Raw genomic sequence first — 19,203 nt, forward strand, 5'->3', positions numbered from 1 at the left:
ATGTCCTTGATATCCCCCTATAAGAATCTCAAAAATTGGTTTGATAAGAATAAAGTCCTCTTTCCCTGGCAGAAGGACTATTCTCCCTACAAAGTATGGATCTCAGAGATCATGCTCCAGCAAACAGTCCGTACCGCTGTGGTTCCCTACTTTGATAAATGGATGGAGACCTACCCGGATTTGGAGAGCCTCGCCTCCTCCTCTGAACAGGAAGTGGTTAGGTTATGGGAAGGATTAGGTTACTATAGCCGGGCCAGGAATATACTTAAGACTGCTCAATTATTACATGATCAGCAAAGGGGAATGCCCCGGGAATATGATCAGCTGATTAAGCTACCCGGCATAGGTCCTTATACGGCTTCCGCTATAATGAGTATGTCTTATAACAAAGCTTATCTGGTCCTGGATGCAAATGTGAAGAGGATCTTCATGAGGCTCTTCCTTCAGAAGGAATGGAGCTCGACCTTTGAAACCCAGGTTCAGCAAATGTATGAGTCCTGGAGTAAAGAAGGGACCCCCCGCTTTTGGAGTGAAGCCCTCATGCAATTGGGCCAGCAAGTCTGTCGTGCTACCAACCCCCTATGTGATAACTGTCCTTTACAACAGCTCTGTTCTGCCCTGGATCAGAACCTGGTAGATTCTATCCCTCAGAAGAAAGTCCGAACTATCACCACGAAGAAGACGGCTCTTCTTCTGCTGGTTCATGGAGATTCCCTTTTGATCACTCCCTTTGGTCAGGGACGTTTCCGGGGAATGTGGGGCTTTCCCCAACGGCCCTACGAAAAAGGAGAGGAACTACTAAGATCAGGATTCGTTCATTTACTTGACCTTAAGGAACGTACGCATACCTATACAAAATACAAAGATCTATTATATCCTAGCCTCTACCGAAGTGATAATAAAAGCGTTGTTTATCCGGGTAGTCAATGGGTACCCTTTCATCAAATCAACACTTACCCCATGCCTTCGGTGTACCGCAAAATTCTGGAGGAAGCCCTTAGGGCTATCGATCATCATGAAGAAAATCATACTTAGTTTAATTATAGTTCTCTGCCACTTTAGTCTCTGGTCCAATGACTTTTATTTGGAGCAAGGACATTTATATAAACAAACAGAGGCCGGGGGAACCCTTGTTACAACCCTCCCCCAAAGACAGATCTATCCCTTTAACGGGACAGAGCCTATTCTCCTAACCTCCTTGGCTCAGGTGGATGCTAATACTATCTATGTGACAAGTCCCTTTAGGATCTATAAGAGTATCGATGCTGGTCAATCCTGGACAAGTATCGTTTATCGCTCCCAATTCGGACGATGGGCTTACTTAACGGCTATTGCAATAGACAGTCAGAACCGTATTGCTATAGGAACCAGTTTTCATGGTTTGTATTTATCTGATGCCGCTCAAAAGAAATGGACTGATCATTCTGAACATGTTCCAGGGTTAAGTTCCGGGGCTGGTTATTTTGATGATATAGACAGTCTTGTCTTTGATGGACAGGACAATCTGTATATGACAGTCCGACTAGGATCCGAGTTATATAAATACAATGTGACAAGCTTTCAATTTGACAAGTTAAAGTATACGCTGAATGAACAAATCAGAGGGCTCTCCTGGAAAGAGGGACTTCGCTTTGACACGGATTGGGGCCATTACGGATATGCTGACGGTGAGGCTACTAAGCTTACGGCCTGGGATAAAGGTCTAACACTGACAGCAGAGGAAAAGGCCAGACGTGCCTTAGCCAATGACAAGGCAGGGCTTTATCTATCTGCATGGCAGGCTAGTGCCCATTTAGATGAACATATTGCCTTTGCCAAATCCCATGGACTTAATGCTATCGTCATTGACTTCAAAGATGACCTCGGACGTGTCACTTATAATTCCAAGCTGCCTATGGTCAAGGATACGAAAGCGCTCTATTCCCTCCTGGACATTGATACCATAGTGGCTAAGACAAAAGCAGCGGGACTGTATTTGATAGGAAGAGTGGTGGTCTTCAAGGATCCTAAGCTCTATGCCTATGATAATAATAAATACGCCCTCTGGGATGAGACCCGTAAAGCCCCCTGGGGCCACTTCATCAAGGTCAAAGATGAGGAAACGGGAGAAGATAAGTTAGAACAGCGGGAGTTCTGGGTTGATGAATATTCTGAAGAAGTCTGGGACTACAACATCGCCATAGCCAAGGAGATGGAAGCTGCCGGAGTTAGTGAGATACAGTTTGACTACATACGTTTTCCCTCAGAAGGGCCTACCCAGAACATAACATTCCGCTATCAGAAGAGTAATATGGATTATATGGATGCCCTGGAATCCTTCCTTAAAAAGAGCCGGGAAAATATATCCATTCCTATTGGAACAGATGTCTTTGGATTTAATGGTTGGTATGTCATGGATTATCTAGGCCAGAATATCCAGCGCATCAGTTCCTATGTAGACGTTATCAGTCCTATGACTTATCCCAGTCACTTTAATGGCGCCTTTATGAGAGGAGAGGAAAGTTACAATGAATGGGGAGAAAAACTCTACTTCACAGGAGTAACACGGGCCAAGAGAATCGTGAACAACAAAGCCCTCATTCGTCCTTATGTCCAATCCTTTCTGATCTATAAAGAACTTAAAATGGAAGAACCTGAGTATACGGATTATTTATACAAACAATTAACTGGTAATAAGAAGGCCGGTGCAGGAGGATTCCTCTTATGGAATGCTTCCGGCCGCTATTATATGGTCAAGAAAGATCTGAGTGAATATCACTCCCAGACTAAGTAAGATAATAAGAGGAGAGTAGTTCCAAAGATTCCATAATAGGGCTAGTCTCCTCGTTGTAGGTGAGAAGCATTCCTTTGGTGAGTGCTTCCTGAACACCCTGTTCATCATGGGATACATAACCTAAATAGGTAACATCACTGTCCTGTCCCAATATATCCTGATAGGCGATCACATCTGCCTTTTGGGTATATCCATTAACCAGATAAGTCATATCCCCTTTTGTTGTCATTCTACGATAGTGTTCAATAAAGCGGGATAGATAGGCAAAATCCCCCGGGCTACCTACATAGGTGATTATATCTCTCTTGTTCCAGGTAAAGGAAGAAGACACAAAAGCCAGGGCAGGAATATCCCAGACAATATAATCATAAAGTCCAGAACACTCTGATTTGATATCATCTAGCTTATTATAAAAAGCTGTTAAGTCGAATTTGTTCTTCTTAATAGGATGAAGATTGGTCAGAACATCTACCCCTCCCAAACCTTTTTGTATGAGTTGGCTTAGGCTCTTACCCTCGGTCAGATAAGCTTCTGCGGGGTAGTTTTCATTAATATGATAATACAAAGCCTGGGTTGGATTCAGAGGGTCCCCATCAACAACCAGAACCTTCTTATTGTGTTGATACAGGACAATGGCCAGATGAGCCGCAATTAAGGAACAGCCTGAACCTCCCCTCATAGACGTTATGTAAATGTTATGTGCTTTCATTTAATCCTAATCAGCAAACTATAACCAATGAGGCAGAAGTTGTAGACAAAATCTTCAACAGGGATAGTTAGTACCCGCAGTCCCAGATAATGCCCTTCACCGTAATTAACTACTGGCAAACCTGTTAAGATTCCATTGGTTATAACAAAGGCTACTGTAATAGCCCCACAATATACGATTGACCTTGTGTCAACAAGAGGGTAGGGGTAGTAAAAATACAAAAGCAAAGGAAGGGGAATTGCCACTATACAAACGGTGCGTGTGTACTCATACTGCCAGAAGACAATAGCCGCCACAGCAAAGAGAAGCATAACAATAACTGTTACTACGATAGATTTGGATTTCTTCCTGTTATGTGTTTTAGGGAAGAAATAATTAACAATCTCCCAGAGGAACATACAGCTATAAGGGACAGATATAAAAAAGAGAATCTCTCCTAAGGGTAGATTCCCAATCTTAACACCTGTATAGCGGGGATTGAAGCTCCAATGCCCCTGATGAGTCGCCCACATATCCCAAACAATAAAGAACACACTAACCGTTAGATATATCAATCCCATTTTGGGCCATACCTTATAAAAACTCACTCTTTTATCAAAAGAAAAGATGAGTGTGGAACCCAATATGATAATGTTGAGAATGATATATAAGCTCATTAATGCCTCCTGAATAATAAGATAATACTATTTTTGAGAATTTGTAGGATAATCCTTCCCTTGGAAGGTTTGATCTTACCCTTATAAAGAAGGTAGGGATGCTTCACCATACGCCTTGCTGTCCAGTTATACATATCCGATGCTGTTTTGATAGGAACAAGATAGCGATAGGGGATATAGTGGTAGCCCGATTCCGCTTCTGCCTGCCACTTATTATACCGATCTATCTCCTTAACCAGAAAGTCCTCCCATTCCTTAGGATGCTCCTTCGTATGTTCTTCCTCAAAGCTATTAAGCCCTTCTTCGGGAAGAGGAATATAGCGTCTGCCTAAATCAATATCTTCTGCAATATCCCTTATGAAGTTGATATACTGCATAGAACGACCCTGCATCTGGGCGGCATGATAACTAGCCTCTTCCAAACCTAAAAGCTTGGACATGTATAAACCGATAACCTCGGCAGATCCATAGATATATTCTAAGGTCTCATCGATGGTATTGTACTCTGTCTTTGTTAAGTCCATTCTCATAGACTTAAGAAAACCTTCTGTCCATCGGGGAGGGATCTCTTCCTGTTTACAAAGTTCTACAAAGTCATCGATAATCGGATTGCCTGAAGGTTTTCCCTCCATCGCCTGATTATAAGCCTGACAGAAGTCTTCGAATTCTTGTGCTTGCTGGGGGGTGGCATCTACATAATCGTCAGCTACCCTTACAAAACCATATAATATAAAGACTTTATCCCTTACCTTTGGGGGGAAGAACAGACTGGAATTGAAATAAGTTTTACTTCCCTTCTTAAAAGTCTGTCTATGTAAGTCTTTTGCTTTCATTTTTGATCTCCTGAGCTAGTATCTTGGAGCTGATTAAAGTCATAGGGACTCCCACTCCTGGATGAGTGTACTGTCCATTATACCACAGATTCCTGACTTTTTTACTCTTATGTCCTGGTCGGAAGACTGCGGTTTGAAACAGGGTATGGGCTAAACCCAGAGCGGTTCCTTTATAAGCATTATAATCCTCTGTAAAATCCCTATGGCTATAGAGACGTTTGACAATAATACTATCTTTGATGGTTTGTCCTGTCCGCTGTTCCACATGGGCCAGGGCTTTATCAAAGTAGGCTTCTCTTTGACTATCATCCATCCCGGGAGCTACAGGAAAGAGGAGAAAAAGATTGTCTCCCTCCGAAGGAGCCATTTCAGGATCTGTTTTACTGATCACACTCAAGTAAAAGCAGGGATTATCAGGCCATGTCTTAGTCTTGAATATAGTATCAAAATGGGCATCCCAGTCTTCACTGAAGTAAAGGTTATGATGTTCCAGTTCGGGAAACTTCTTATTAGTTCCAATGTAGGCAAGGAGCATAGAAGGGGCCATGGTCTTCTTCTTCCAATACTTGGAAGGGTAGGTTTGATGAGAGGGAGGAAGAAGTTCTGTTTCCCCATGATGATAATCTCCGGTCATGATCACCAGATCCGCTGGATATTCTTTATTCCTTGTGACTACCGAACGAATACGCTTTCCCTCCATCTTATAGGAAGTGACTTCCTGATTCACATGAATGCTTACTCCCTTTTCCATACAGACACGGGCTAAGCCTTTGGCTACGGCATGCATTCCGCCCTTGGGGAAATAAACCCCCAGATTTAAGTCCACATGGCTCATTAAACTATAGAGCGCAGGAGCATTCTTAGGACTGTTCCCGAGAAAAACCATAGCATATTCTAATATCTGTTTGGCTCGGATATCTTTAAAGTACTTGGATACAAATTTATCAAGAGGTGAGAATATGTCCAACTTCAGACCTTCTGTCATCATCTTTCTGTTAAAAAACTGGCCGATATGTTTATAGTCCTTATAAAGAAACTCTGACATGGCCACATTGTATTTATAGGCTGCTTTATCAAGATAGTCTTTGAGCTTTTTGTCACCCTGGTCCTCCAGGGAGCGAAAGACTTCTAAGGTATTTTCAAAATCACTGGATATAGTCAGGGGAGGATGGTTTTCAAAAAACACCTTATAATAAGTGTCCAATTCTACCAGTTCATAGTAATCTTCCCTATTGAGATTAAGGTCCTTAAATAACTCGTCGAATACCTCGGGCATCAAATACCAGGAAGGACCCATATCGAAGGTAAATCCCTCTGTCTTCCATTCCCGGGCCCGGCCACCGAGGGATTCGTTTTTTTCCAGTATTGTTACTTTGTTACCCTCAGCGGCTAGACGAGCTGCACAACTAAGACCTGCAAAACCAGCACCGATAACAATAATATCCATGAAAACACTCCTTCAAGCTATAATCTATATAGAGTGTGATTCCAAATAGGTAATTTGGCAATATAGATTTGATACGACCTTTACAAAAGAGGTAAAATGCAGTAAAAATGCTATTCTTATATAGATGAGGGAGGGATATGGAGCAGGATAATTTCATTGGCAATGGAAAACACTTAAAGGTGCTCTTAGACTGTATCGAAAAAAGTGATGTCAGTATATGGAATTCATTTGTCCGTAAGCAGGGCCCTTACTTTAAGGCTGACCTCAAAGGATTAATCCTGGAAGCAGAAGCTCTGGCTAAGATTAACTTGCGTTTTGCTCGTCTTCAAGGGGCTTTTTTCAAGCAGTGTGATCTGACAGGTGCTAATTTTTCCGGTTCTGATATCACAGATGCCACCTTTAACAGTTGTAATCTATCAGGGGCTAACTTTGGGGGAGTCAATATCAAAGCCGCTTCTTTTGAGGATACCGAACTAAGGGGTATTGTCTTAGGTCGGAAGGTTAAAGTCAAAGCTATTCCCAAGACAAAGATTCCCGATGATCTTGATAAAGACGATCCCCTATGGCGTAAGCTTAAGCAATTAGAAATGCAGGAAAGTGCAGTAGCCTATAACAAAGAAGTTCAAAGAGAAGCCGCCAAGAAGAAGCAGGAAGAGGATGCTCATAAGCTTCAGAAGGATTCCCGATTATTTGAACTGGATGAGGAACCGGACAATGAGTAATACCCATCGATTTGAACAGCAGCTCAAGCAGTTGAAGAAACGATTATTTCAAGAAAATCTGACGAACATAACTGATGAAGTAGGGGTTATCTTCAAGGATAGTCTTAAACGTTATCCAGAGGATTTTGTAAAAGAGATCTATCTACACTTTAGACCTTCCCTGTTGATAGCAGAAGGGGAAGCTAACTGGGATAAGTATTTTGATTTAACAGCCAAACTTATGGATGTGATCGATCTTCTTAATGAAGAATACTCTCCAGAATCCAGTCTTCTGGAAGATTCCTTCTGGCAGTTCTTAGGGGCTATTATTAATGATTTTGCTGAGGACCTTGATTTGGACACTCTTCAGTTTATTATGAAGATACTAGTCGATAAGAAAGCTTTTTAATTATTTATGTCTGTCAATGCGGGGGATCATATACGTGCTGAGGGGCTTTGTTAAGGGGTATTCCCTAAGCTCTTCATATATGGCTCTCGCTTCTGACCAGTTCTGGTTGTGGTAAGCATCGTATACTTTCCAGCATAAATGATGAATCGCCTTTTTGTGGGGAGATAAGTTCTCCGCATAACCTTCCCCCAATAACCAGTACAGGGTTATCTTTTCAGTCTTATTATAACGAATATCATCAATAGGAACAAAGGCAAAATGGTCACGTCCCTTTAGATAGGTATCTTCAGAAACGAGGATGTCTGTTCCATAGTATTTGTTTAAACCTTCTAAACGGCTGGCAATATTCACCGAATGACCTAGTACTGTATAATTCATCCTATCACGGGAACCTACGTTACCCACCATTACAGGTCCCGTATGAATCCCGATACGTGTATCCATAATGGGTTTAACTTCCCCTAACCAGCGAGAGTTCAGTGTATGAATCAATTCCTGAAGAGCCAGGGAGGCTTTCAAAGCATTAAAGACATGATTCTCCTGAGGTAGCGGGGCTCCCCAGAAGGCCATGATTGTATCCCCAATGTATTTGTCTATGGTCCCTTCATGGTTCATGATGATCTGGGAGGTTTGTTCCATGTAATCTGATAGATGGAGAAAGAGACTTTCCGGGGTCAATGATTCACTCGCCTTGGTAAAGCCATTAATAGAGGAAAAGAATAGGGTGAGTTCCTGACGTTCTCCTCCCAATCGGGCTTCTTTCTTTGTTTGTATTAATTGACGCACAATATCTGAAGGAACGTATTTGCCGAAGGCTGTTAATCCTTTGGTCATAGAGAGTATAGACTGATTGAGGATATGCACTTCTTTAAAAGGACTTTCAATAGAGCGCACACGTTCAAGATGAAAACCTTTGATGTGTTCCGTCTCCTTAGCCAGTAGGATAATGGGTTTGGAGATTTTCTTACTTAGGTAAGATAGAAACAACAAACTGATAAAAAGAAGGCAGAAGCTTATTCCCAGGTTGAGATAAAGGGTCGATTTAATAGGCCCCAGAACATCAGCTGTGGGAATCACAATCAAGATGTTCCAATTGAATCCTAAAGAGGACGGTAAACTTGATTTGATTGTGTAATAAGTCAGATTATCGCTTTTAAAATATAAGAGCTGATCATCCTTCTCCTGGGATGCTTTGTACGCATTGACCAGTGTCTTGTCTTCCAATGCATCCAGGGTATAAGCGGAAAAATCCTCTTTATCACCTGTATAGAGCAAACTTGTCTGATTAGAAGCGATGATTTGTCGGGAAGGTGTTGTTAATACGATTTGTGTTCCCTCTGTTAAGCTCATCTGTTGAAGAAAATGTCCTAAATCACTGAGAGTGATATCCGCTCCTAAGACAAGATTTTTATCATTTCTTAAGGTGACGGGCATACTGGCTGTAACACCGGGCTTTCTATTCGAACTAAATACGTATAGGTCTGACCAGGAGAGTTTATTGAAGGTGAGAGCTTTCACATACCAGGGACGATTTCTGGGATCATAAGCACCATCCCTATCAAGTTCCTTAATGGTTACGTAATCATCATCCTTGAATTCCCAGGTCTCCTCGACTGTTCCCTTTGAGCGCAGAATATGTCTGATAGCACGTCCCGGTTCTTGTCGTGCCTGGATGAAATTCCCATCTTTATCTGCTATGTACAGGGTATAGATTTGCTGATTCGATTTGACCAGCTCCCACATTGTGCGCAAGGTCGTCTCAGAGTCGAGATATTCAGGATCCCCTTCCAGGATGCCGCCTAATATGGCCACACTGGAAGTGGCTGGTTCCAGGAAGGATATGGTCTTTTCTTTAATACGATTGGAAGCGGAATTAACGATGATCTTGGCTAGTTTTAAACTGGACTGTTTTGTTTTTATATAGAAGAGAGTTATAATGCTTAGGCTTGTCACCAACAATAAAGGCAGAAACAGTTCTAATATACCTACTCTAAAGGCCTTATGTTTTTTCATAATGAAAACATCATAGCCTTTTTATCCTTGTAAAGCCAATAATAATGTTCAAAAGTTTAAATATGGACGAGGATAAGCGTCAATACAAGCGATACGAGTACTATCAGGAGGTCATTGTTAGTACTCATCAGGGAGATAGCCATATGGCTGTGTTTAAGAATCTAAGTCCGGGAGGGGCTTTACTCGTATCTCCTAAGTCTATCGGCCCTTTTCAGAACATATCTTTTACCTTTGATCCGGAGGATGGCTTTACCTCACCTATTATGGTAAGGGCTCATGTTGTCAGGGAGTATAAGACCTCAGAATTGTATTATTGGGGAGTTGAGTTCACCCATATTCTTCCCCGTGATAGAGGAAGAATACGGGATATGCAGGATCGGATGTCTATCCTATAGGGAGTTTCCAATCTGCTTGATTTCTTCTAGAGCCGTATCGATTTCGCCGGTTCCCAAAGCGGCCTGGCTAATTAGTTCAGACAATTCATGGGTGGAATCAGACTGGGTTGTAAGGGTTTCTTTTATCAGTTTTGACAGGTCGGCTATCTCACTGATGATCTGACGTAAGGACTTAACAGATTCCGTGGTCTTATTCGTACTGGCCTGAACGGTCTGGATCATGTGAGATATATCGGCGGCAGAGTCTGCTGTATTAAAAGCCAGTTTTTTAACTTCCTTGGCTACTACAGAGAAGCCCTTACCTTCATTTCCGGCTCGAGCCGCTTCCACTGAGGCGTTAAAGGACAAGAGTTTTGTATTTTCTGCGATATCTGTAATGATCGCTGTGATCTCATCGATTTTGTCGGCTTCGCTTTTTAATCGGGACACTTCCATATCTGTATCTTTGATGAGTTCCACACTGGTGGAGATGATATTCAGAACATTCTCAACGTTGTCTGCTATCTCTTTGATGCTGTTTACATTACCTGCCATGGCAGTGGAACTGGTTTGCATGTTTTTGTTGATACTGGATGAGTTATGGGATACGACATGGATCTTTTGCTCCATAGCCTCCAGGACTTTCTGAAGCCTTTGCTTTACACCGATATTCTCTTCTACCATATTGATACTGTAGAGGATGCTCGATATTTGTTCCGTTAAAGTGTCATAGAGGATGTTATTGTTTAACTCCACAGCATAAATCATATGACCGAATTTGACTTCTTTCAGAATCAAAGGCTGGATGAGGTATTTGTCCTTATTGGCCCTTCCTATCCATCCTTCAGGATAGAGGGCATTGGTGTTGAGCTTCTGGGGATGGCCATTGCCAAAGAGGGGATACATTTGTTCCCCGAGTACCATATAGGCTTCACTAATCCCTAGTTCCGGGAGGTCCTGGCTCAACTGCTGTCGCAGCATTTTCTCATCAAAAATGGTTTTAAGCCGTGAGTTTACCTTCTGGAGCTGGAATATTTGGTCTTGATGGGTCAGGGCTGCCCGTCTGTTCTCCCTTAGCTCCCCTTCGGAGATAAAGATCTGCCCTTTGGTAATGATAGAATCTATCCAAAGGGCTTTTGATTTATCCAGAAGGATCATATCAATATTATCCCCAATTCCCTTAAGAATGGCCTGGAGGATTTTAATAGGATAATCTTTGGCCAAGAGCCCTTTAATCCCTTCTCTGATATAGCGCATGATCTGATCATAAGCTTGATCCTCTGTGTCCTTCTTAATGGCCGTGATCAGGGAGGGGATCGTCTCCTTAAGATAGGCTTTGAGTTCATTGTTCTTATAACGGGCGGCTACTTGCCTTGTGACCTTGTTTATCAGGTTTTTATCCTCTGAATCAAAGGTCTGTGTAGGAGCTTTTTTCTTGGATTTTGATTTGGTTTCCTCAGTCTTCTCTGCTTTTTTTAGGGAGAAGCTTTGGTTCAGGCAGCCACAGGATTGTCCCAAAGACAAGGTAGCCGGCAGCTTGATGGAATAGGCCACATTACTAGGGCCTTTCATGCTGACAATCTTGTTCATCGCTTCATAGCCCTGCTCATAGAAGGGCATGGCTACAGTTGTTAAAGGAGGGGTGGAGACTTGAGCCTTGAGGGTATTATTGTAACCAATGATCGCTACATCGTCGGGGACGTTGAATCCCCTTTTGATAAGATCATCCATGGCATTAAGGGCAATGTCGTCATTGACACAGACCAGAGCGTCAAAATCCTGACCGACCTTTAGTCCTCTGTTGTTGATGAAATTCTGTAATTCTCGACTACCTCTGGCGGCTTCCCATGATCCGGGAGGAGAAATCATATCTTCATTAATGGCTATCTTGTATCGTTTGAGCGTATCCAGATACCCTTGGTATCTTTCCTGGGAGTATCCGTGATGTTCTGGACCTCTGATATAAAGGATCTTGCTTTTCCCATGTTCCTTAATCAGGTGTTCTACGGCATCACACATACCGGCATAACTATCTGCTGCCAGGGATAATATATCAGGGAGTTTTACCGATAGAGACAATCGGGGCAGGTTGGCAAAGGTCTTGTAGAATGTTTCTCCTTCTTCCTCTTCCGTAGAAGCCCAGGTGATCAGCCCCCCTATATCCTGGGATTTTAGATAATCATAAATATAGGCAGATTCCTGATGTAGTACGCCCCCATTTAATACGAGGATGGGTTGATCCTGTTCTTCGGCGGCTGTTCTCATCCCTCTAAATAGTGCTTCTGGTGTAACACCTGTATAATTACGCATTAGGATAGCTATCGGTTTTTTCTGCATTATTCTTCCTTGGGGTATATATAGATAACTTATTGGAATCGTTTTTTACTGTTCAAGAGGTTTTCTCATTTTTACATTCCTTTTTCCTTACGTCAACAAGACTTTTGTTAACCCAAGAATAATTTGATTTTCATCATTTCCTAACTTTACTCTTCTAAGCTCTCGGAGACAGAGGATATATATCTGGTAGAGATCTTGGAAAACCAGGGCATCCAATACACTCATAAAAGGCTTTCACCATAGGTGGGAGATAGGTGTATTCGGTACCTTGGTTATCCAGGATCTTTTTTTTTGCCATAAAAGGAAGAGTGCACTATGAAGTTTGACTTGGTTGTATCAGATTTGGATGGGACCATCCTTAATAATAAGGTGGCTGATCGCTCCTGGCTGGAGGTGATGAGAGCGGGCGTAAGGCGATTACAGGATAGGAATATCAAATTCACTATCGCCACAGGAAGGCCTGAGATCTCTGCTCTCCCTATCGCCAGAGAGTTAGGGATTGATACACCTATCATTACTTATAATGGGGCTCAGATCATTAATAGGGAAGGGACGGTCCTCTATGAAAATACTTATGACCTTAAGCACTGGGAGCCTTTTCTCTACAACCTGTTAGAACGGGGGGGATCTGTTGTCCTCTATAGGGAAGGGGAAGCCCTTTGCCTGGAACATAGTGATCGTATTAAGCAATACGAAGTAAAAGAAAACATCCCTTGTCGTCGTTGTTCCTGGTCGGATATCAGAAGGCTCAGTACTTATAAGATTCTCCTCTTAGGGGATATGGATCTCTTAAAGTCGGTATGGGCCAAATGCCATCCCGGCCAGGATCAAGAGTATCAGATGTTCCAGTCCGAATCGGATCATCTCGAGATCGTTGGTCAAGGGATCTCTAAGGGAACCGCCCTTGTCTACTTAGCCGAATATCTTCATGTCTCATTGGGCTCCACTATCGCCATTGGTAATCACTACAACGATATGGATATGCTCAAGGCCGCTCAATTAGGAATAGCCGTCGCCAATGCAGAACCGGGATTACAGAGCACCGCGGACTTTGTAACTCGCCATGCCTATGAAGACGGAGTAATAGAAATGATTAATAGATGGGTATTAAAGGAGGAGTTAGAAAATGCGTAAGTTAAGTATTGTCAGTCTGTTCTTGTTCGTTATTATGTCTACTGGCCTATTCGCAGGAGGTAGTCAGGAATCGGGAAAAGTTACGGAGATCGATATGTATTTCCCCGTTGTTGTAGGGGGACCATTAACAAAAGTAATTGAAGAAATGTGTAATGATTTTATGACGCAGAACCCTGATGTAAAGGTTAATCCTATATATGCAGGTAGTTATTTTGATGCCATGGTTAAGGCTCAAACCGCTCAACAAGGGGGAGCTCCTCCTGCGGTAGCGGTCTTGTTATCAACAGAGCTTTTTACTCTCATCGATATGGATGCCATTATCCCCATGGATGATTTTATCAAGAAGGATAACTTCCCTATTGATGATTTCTATTCTGCTTTTATGGAAAATGGTCAAACTCAGGGAAAAACTTGGGGCTTACCTTTCCAACGTTCCACTATCGTTATGTACTACAACAAGGATGCCTTCCGCAAAGCCGGTTTAGATCCTGAAAAGGCTCCTGCTACTTGGGAAGAATTAGTAGAATATGGTCAAAAACTCACTGTCAAAGATGGGAATGGCAACACCACCCAATGGGGTGTAGAGATTCCTTCTACTGGCTACCAATACTGGATGGCTCAAGCCCTTACTATCCAAAGTGGTAAGAACTACATGAACCAACAAGGTAACCAAGTGTACTTCAATGATCCTGCTGCCATAGAAGCTCTTAGCTTCTGGAAAGATATGGGGCAGAAGTATGAGATCATGCCTAAGGGCATCATCGAATGGAAGACTGTTCCTTCTGACTTCCTTCAACAGAGGACGGCTATCATGTACCACTCAACAGGGAACCTTACGAATATGAAAAACAACGCAACATTCGATTTTGGTGTGGCTTTCCTTCCTGCCAACAAGAGCTTCGGTTCTCCTACTGGTGGTGGTAACCTTTATATCTTCAAAGATATCTCTGATGCCCAAAAAGAAGCGGCTTGGAAGCTGGTTAAATTCTTAACTTCCCCTGAGATGACAGCCAAATGGTGTATTGCCACAGGTTATGTCGGAACCAGAGCGAGTGCCTTTGAAACTCCTGCCTTATCAGAATATGTCAAGGGATTCCCCTATGCTGCCGTGGCTCGCGATCAGCTTCAGTATGCTAAGGCTGAGTTGTCTACCCATGAGAATGGTCAAGTGATCAAGATCATTAATGATAACATTCAGTCCGCTCTTACTGGTCAGGCATCCCCTGAAGAGGCGTTGAACAAAGCCCAAAGTCAGACAGAAGAAATTCTAAAATCCTATAAGTAGGGACGGGGATATGTCACCAAGAAATAAAGGGATACTACAGGAGAATCTTAAGGCATGGATCTTTATTCTTCCTTCTTTTGTGTTTGTGTTTTTCTTTACTCTCTATCCCTTAGTGAGGAATCTTAAGTATTCCTTCCTCAGGAAGGATTTGGCTACAAAGGTCCCTTACTTCTATGGTTTAGAGAATTATAATCAAATGATCCATGATCCGGTGTTCTGGAAGACCTTAAGTAATTCCCTGGTGTTTGCTTTGTGGACGGTGCCTCTTGGTATAGGGCTGGGGTTATTCCTGGCCCTTCTGGTCAACCAGAAGAACAAGACTACTGATAAGAGTTTACTCCGGGTCTTGTTCTTCTATCCCACGGTTATTCCCATGATCGCTGCGGCGAATATATGGATGTTTATCTTCACCCCTTCCTATGGGATCTTGGATTCCTTTTTATCTGTCTTGGGAAGGGGGGATCATAACTGGTTAGGAGATCCTCACTTGGTCATCCCCTCTTTGATTGTGCTCTTTGTATGGAAGCATGCAGGTTACTTGATGATCTTCCTTTTGGCAGGGATGCAGAACATTGGTCACGATGTGTATGAAGCGGCTCGTCTCGATGGGGCTGGGCCAATACGTACCTTTTTCAGTCTGACCCTTCCTTTGTTAATGCCTACCTTGTTATTCGTGTTTGTGTTAACCATTACCTCTTCCTTCAAGTTGGTTGATCACCTGATGATCATGACTCATGGCGGTCCGGACAATGCTAGTAATATGCTCTTGTATTACATCTATGAGATGGCCTTTAGTTACTGGAATATTGGAAGAGCCTCGGCTTTGACCATTGTTCTCTTAGTTCTGCTTCTCCTTGTGGTAGCGGTTCAATTCCTGATATCTGATAGGAATATTCACTATGCTAGTTAAGAAAGATCTGAGTTATAAGCTCTTTAAATATTCCCTGGCCACCCTGTTAGGTGTGGTGTGGTTCGTTCCTTTATTCTGGTTAGTCATAACCGCTTTCAAGGATAAGACCGCCGCATTGAATTTGTTCCAATTCCACTTTACTTTGAAGAACTTTGTCAGTGTGAGTCAGGGCGCGCCTTTTTTCCAATACTTTATGAATAGTATTTTTATCGCAGGAACGATCTTCTGTGTTCAGGTGATCACCATGACCTTTGGGGCCTATGCCTTTGCGAGGCTTCGCTTCTGGGGAAAGGAGATTCTCTTTCTCCTCTTCCTAGTACAGATCATCATTCCTAATGAAGTCCTGATTGTACCGAATTACTTAACCATTAGGGATCTGCATCTGATTGATACGAAGCTGGCGATTATGCTTCCCTTCCTGGGGACTTCCTTGGGGATCTTCCTCTTGAGGCAAACCATCAAATCTATTCCTATGGATATGGAAGAAGCGGCCCGTCTGGATGGTTGTGGGACTCTGCGTATCTTATGGCATGTGATCATGCCCTTGAGTAAGCCTGCCTATGTGGCCTTTGGCTTAGTGTCCATCAGTTATCACTGGAATGACTTCCTCTGGCCTCTCATTGTGACGAACTCCGTCCATAACCGGCCTATGACGGTGGGGCTAGCCATCTACGCCATGTCCGCCGAAACGGGAGCCAAATGGGCGGAAACCTGTAGTGCCACCCTTTTAGTTGTGGCCCCTTTGATAATCTTATTCATTGTGTTCCAGAAGCAGTTCATTAATAGCTTTATTAAGACGGGGATTAAGTAGGGTAGTTCCAAAGCTGGGGATTGCTGAGGGATACCGCATCCGCCCCAGCCTGGAAGGCGCTATCAATATCCCTCCTATCCCGAAGAAGTCCGGCGAGAATGATGGGACAATCAATACGGGACTTGAGTTCCTCTACGATGCTACCGGCTATCCCGGGCATGATCTCCACTCCGTCGGGCTTGGTCTCCTTGATGGAATCAATGGCCATATTCAGGGAATGGGTATCAATGAGGAAGGTCCGCTGGATGGTGAGAAAGCCTTCTTTTTTCGCCGCTCGTAAGGTACTGCTCTTGGTGGATACGATCCCCGCTGGCTTGATGAAGTCCTTGAGAAATCGTATGGATTCCCTATCAGAACTAAGGCCTTTGAGAAGGTCTGTGTGGATGAGGATGGGCTTGGTCTGGGTGTAAGTCTGGAATTGGGGTTTGATCAGATCATTCAATCCTCCATTGAGGAGAAGAACCATGGAGGCCTTGGATTGAATGGCCTGTTCTAACTGCTTGTACTGGCAGGCGGCAATCAAGGGATTAAGGGATAAATGTTTTGCTATCATAGGGACTCCTCTGTTGGAGACTATAGAGTTCTTTTATCAAGCTTGTATGGGCGTGTTTGTTAGTTTTGTGTTTGAAATGTCATGGTCTTCTAGTTTATTACACATTATATCCTAATTGTTGACTTTGGCTCTTTGATCATCAACAATATTGTTAGAATCGCCTAGAGATGATACAACTCATACTTTGTGGAGGATATTCGATGAGTACACATATTGGGGCAAAGCCCGGAGATATCGCTGATAAGGTTTTGATGCCTGGTGATCCTCTGAGAGCCAAATGGGCTGCAGAGAAATTCCTGGACAATCCTGTTTGTTATAATGAAGTACGGGGTATGTACGGATTTACAGGAACATACAAGGGTAAGCGTGTGTCTATCCAGGGTAGTGGAATGGGAATGCCTTCCTTTTCGATCTATGCTAATGAATTGATTGATTCTTATGGGGCTAAGACCCTTATTCGTATAGGAAGCTGTGGAGGGATACTCCCAGAAGTGAAGGCCCGTGATGTGATTATTGCCATGACCGCCTCAACGGATAGCAACATGAATAAGCTTCGCTTCGGTGGTAAGGACTTTGCACCTTCGGCTGATCCTGAGTTATTTGTGAAGGCTGTAGAATACTGTAAGGCCCAGGATGTGAATTATAAAGCTGGGGGTATTGTGAGTATCGATAGCTTTTATAATCCTGATCCCGATGCCTGGAAGCTATGGGCAGAATACGGCATCCTTGGTATGGAGATGGAAGCTAATGCTCTGTACACCATTGGAGCTTATAAAAAGGTTCAAACTTTGGCCATCTGTACCGTATCGGACAGCTTGGTTAATGGGGATGACCTACCTGCTAAGGAAAGGGAACAATCCTTTGCGGACATGGTGGAAGTGGCTTTAGAGATCTGCTAAGACAGCTATCTCACTGCTTCCCGTCATAAGCCCCGTTGGGGGCTTTTTTTATGCCCTTTCCATCCCATACTCCTTGGAAACTCCCGTTGTTAAGTATTCTTGTTAAGCAGAATAAGAAAAAAGTGCGAAAAAACTTCCAATTCCTGAAAAAAACTTTCAAAAAACTTCTCGATTTTCCCAAAACAGCTGAGAAGAAGCCTATGTAAGGGGAAGAACCAAAGCCCACAAGCCAAGGACCCAAGCATACCGGCTTTCACACCCCTCTCCTTACCCCCGAGCGTTGCTCAGGGAAATAAACAAAACAGAAAAGGAACAAGGTAAATTGTAAACTCCCAGGCTAAAGGCCACAGCCAAGGAGAACAAAGCCTATAAGTTCCGGGCAAAGTAGCTAAAAGCTACCAGCTAGGCCAAAAGCAAAGTTCAAAGTAGTGAACTTGCCAGAAGGCCGAAAGTCGAAAGATTTGTCCCAAGGACAAGGAAGAGATCTGAAGCCAAAGCGCAGTGTACTCCCTGTACATGAGCATTTGTCTTCAGGTCGATGACGCCGTAGTTGGGACAAAGATGAGACGCCCCAGGAGAGTTATATTTATGATTAATTACTATTTACACCAAAACAAACTAGGAACAGCAAAAGAAGACAGCCTATTCATCGCCCGAGTCAAACCAAACCTTCATGTTAACCATGATGATATGATTGGCTTGATGGCAAACAAGAACACCACCGTATCCCGACAGGACATTGTGGTTGTTATGGATCTACTAAAGGAAGTGTTAGAAGAACAACTGGTATTAGGAAATACGGTTAGTACGAACATTGGTCGCTTTTATGTATCCCTGGGAGGAGGCTTTGCTTCGACTTCCGATGAATATGATTCTACGAAACATAGCCTTAGGATAAAAGCTAAACCTAACACCCAATTAGTTAGTACTGTACAAGGTAAGAGTAGCGTTACCAGAGTTCGCTATAATCCTGTGACTCCTGTTATCGATACGATCTATGATATGACCAGTCAGAGCTTTAGTTCTGATCTAGTAGCAGGTGCTCTTATTGAACTTAGGGGGAACTTATTTAAGGGTGAAGATTCTGATAAGGCAGGTGTGTTCTTTATCAATTCTGATACGGATGTTGTGACTAAGATCAGCTCTGTTTATAGGACGTTGCCTTCTAGCATTTTGCTCTCTATACCCGAGGATTTGGAAGCAGGGAATTACACGGTTGAGGTTCGGACTATGTCGGGATCTGTGTTGAGAACTGGATCTTATTATGATGAAGTGACTGTTATGTAGATCTCCCGTAGAACTTGTTTAAGTGATAATTTAAGCCCTCTTGGTTACGGCCAAGGGGGCTTTTTTATTTGT

Annotated in this window: 18 protein-coding genes; 11 read left to right on the forward strand and 7 right to left on the reverse strand. The window is 43.0% G+C overall.

Annotation, left to right across the window (positions count from 1 at the left end):
• Both K345_RS0102560 and K345_RS19380 read left to right on the forward strand, forming a co-directional pair.
• A complete protein-coding gene (locus K345_RS0102560) occupies window positions 1-1,035 on the forward strand; it encodes an A/G-specific adenine glycosylase (protein ID WP_028972849.1) in 1,035 nt (344 codons plus the stop codon).
• Window positions 1,016-2,773, forward strand: a complete 1,758-nt coding sequence (locus tag K345_RS19380) for a putative glycoside hydrolase (protein WP_053227999.1) — start codon at window positions 1,016-1,018, stop codon at window positions 2,771-2,773. Before K345_RS0102560 ends, K345_RS19380 begins: the two co-directional genes overlap by 20 nt.
• On the opposite strand, the gene K345_RS0102570 is transcribed toward K345_RS19380, so the two are convergent.
• Genes K345_RS0102570 through K345_RS0102585 form a run of 4 tightly spaced genes read right to left on the reverse strand, consistent with a single transcriptional unit; the run spans window position 2,766 to window position 6,418 of the window.
• Entirely contained in the window at window positions 2,766-3,482 is a 717-nt protein-coding gene (locus tag K345_RS0102570; protein ID WP_028972850.1) for a tyrosine-protein kinase family protein, read from the reverse strand. The genes K345_RS19380 and K345_RS0102570 overlap by 8 nt on opposite strands.
• Window positions 3,479-4,138: a lycopene cyclase domain-containing protein gene (locus tag K345_RS0102575; protein WP_028972851.1), complete on the reverse strand. Its 660-nt coding sequence runs from the start codon at window positions 4,136-4,138 to the stop codon at window positions 3,479-3,481. Before K345_RS0102575 ends, K345_RS0102570 begins: the two co-directional genes overlap by 4 nt.
• Window positions 4,138-4,971, reverse strand: coding sequence for a phytoene/squalene synthase family protein (locus tag K345_RS0102580; RefSeq protein ID WP_028972852.1), 834 nt, complete (start codon window positions 4,969-4,971; stop codon window positions 4,138-4,140). The genes K345_RS0102575 and K345_RS0102580 overlap by 1 nt, the downstream gene beginning before the upstream one ends.
• The gene (locus K345_RS0102585; protein ID WP_028972853.1) at window positions 4,949-6,418 is read right to left on the reverse strand and encodes a phytoene desaturase family protein; all 1,470 of its coding nucleotides are present in this window, start codon (window positions 6,416-6,418) and stop codon (window positions 4,949-4,951) included. The genes K345_RS0102580 and K345_RS0102585 overlap by 23 nt, the downstream gene beginning before the upstream one ends.
• Window positions 6,419-6,555: 137 nt before the next feature.
• Here K345_RS0102585 and K345_RS22065 point away from each other — a divergent pair, with 137 nt between their 5' ends.
• Both K345_RS22065 and K345_RS0102595 read left to right on the forward strand, forming a co-directional pair.
• Window positions 6,556-7,140 carry a pentapeptide repeat-containing protein gene (locus K345_RS22065; RefSeq protein WP_053228000.1) on the forward strand — a complete coding sequence of 195 codons (585 nt, stop codon included), beginning with the start codon at window positions 6,556-6,558 and terminating at the stop codon, window positions 7,138-7,140.
• Entirely contained in the window at window positions 7,133-7,528 is a 396-nt protein-coding gene (locus tag K345_RS0102595; RefSeq protein ID WP_028972854.1) for a hypothetical protein, read from the forward strand. Before K345_RS22065 ends, K345_RS0102595 begins: the two co-directional genes overlap by 8 nt.
• Here K345_RS0102595 and K345_RS0102600 read toward each other — a convergent pair whose 3' ends face one another.
• A complete protein-coding gene (locus tag K345_RS0102600) occupies window positions 7,529-9,541 on the reverse strand; it encodes an adenylate/guanylate cyclase domain-containing protein (RefSeq protein WP_028972855.1) in 2,013 nt (670 codons plus the stop codon).
• A gap of 62 nt (window positions 9,542-9,603) precedes the next feature.
• Here K345_RS0102600 and K345_RS0102605 point away from each other — a divergent pair, with 62 nt between their 5' ends.
• Window positions 9,604-9,936: a PilZ domain-containing protein gene (locus tag K345_RS0102605; protein WP_169714749.1), complete on the forward strand. Its 333-nt coding sequence runs from the start codon at window positions 9,604-9,606 to the stop codon at window positions 9,934-9,936.
• On the opposite strand, the gene K345_RS0102610 is transcribed toward K345_RS0102605, so the two are convergent.
• A complete protein-coding gene (locus K345_RS0102610) occupies window positions 9,931-12,252 on the reverse strand; it encodes a methyl-accepting chemotaxis protein (RefSeq protein ID WP_028972857.1) in 2,322 nt (773 codons plus the stop codon). The two genes, K345_RS0102605 and K345_RS0102610, sit on opposite strands and share 6 nt — an antisense overlap.
• A gap of 315 nt (window positions 12,253-12,567) precedes the next feature.
• Here K345_RS0102610 and K345_RS0102620 point away from each other — a divergent pair, with 315 nt between their 5' ends.
• From K345_RS0102620 to K345_RS0102635, 4 genes are read left to right on the forward strand one after another with little or no spacing between them, the layout of a single operon-like run.
• Window positions 12,568-13,386, forward strand: coding sequence for an HAD family hydrolase (locus tag K345_RS0102620; RefSeq protein WP_028972858.1), 819 nt, complete (start codon window positions 12,568-12,570; stop codon window positions 13,384-13,386).
• Window positions 13,379-14,671, forward strand: coding sequence for an ABC transporter substrate-binding protein (locus K345_RS0102625; protein ID WP_028972859.1), 1,293 nt, complete (start codon window positions 13,379-13,381; stop codon window positions 14,669-14,671). Before K345_RS0102620 ends, K345_RS0102625 begins: the two co-directional genes overlap by 8 nt.
• 10 nt (window positions 14,672-14,681) lie before the next feature.
• A complete protein-coding gene (locus K345_RS0102630; protein ID WP_028972860.1) occupies window positions 14,682-15,581 on the forward strand; it encodes a carbohydrate ABC transporter permease in 900 nt (299 codons plus the stop codon).
• Window positions 15,571-16,392, forward strand: coding sequence for a carbohydrate ABC transporter permease (locus K345_RS0102635; RefSeq protein WP_028972861.1), 822 nt, complete (start codon window positions 15,571-15,573; stop codon window positions 16,390-16,392). Before K345_RS0102630 ends, K345_RS0102635 begins: the two co-directional genes overlap by 11 nt.
• On the opposite strand, the gene K345_RS0102640 is transcribed toward K345_RS0102635, so the two are convergent.
• Window positions 16,385-16,945 carry a glycerol-3-phosphate responsive antiterminator gene (locus K345_RS0102640; protein WP_028972862.1) on the reverse strand — a complete coding sequence of 187 codons (561 nt, stop codon included), beginning with the start codon at window positions 16,943-16,945 and terminating at the stop codon, window positions 16,385-16,387. The two genes, K345_RS0102635 and K345_RS0102640, sit on opposite strands and share 8 nt — an antisense overlap.
• Before the next feature lie 200 nt (window positions 16,946-17,145).
• Here K345_RS0102640 and deoD point away from each other — a divergent pair, with 200 nt between their 5' ends.
• Complete coding sequence (gene deoD / locus K345_RS0102645) at window positions 17,146-17,844, forward strand: purine-nucleoside phosphorylase (protein WP_028972863.1); 699 nt, start codon at window positions 17,146-17,148, stop codon at window positions 17,842-17,844.
• Between the two features lie 588 nt (window positions 17,845-18,432).
• The gene (locus K345_RS0102655) at window positions 18,433-19,131 is read left to right on the forward strand and encodes an HU family DNA-binding protein (protein ID WP_028972865.1); all 699 of its coding nucleotides are present in this window, start codon (window positions 18,433-18,435) and stop codon (window positions 19,129-19,131) included.
• Window positions 19,132-19,203: the final 72 nt, after the last annotated feature.

This window comes from Spirochaeta cellobiosiphila DSM 17781 (assembly GCF_000426705.1).
Taxonomy (GTDB): domain Bacteria; phylum Spirochaetota; class Spirochaetia; order DSM-17781; family DSM-17781; genus Spirochaeta_E; species Spirochaeta_E cellobiosiphila.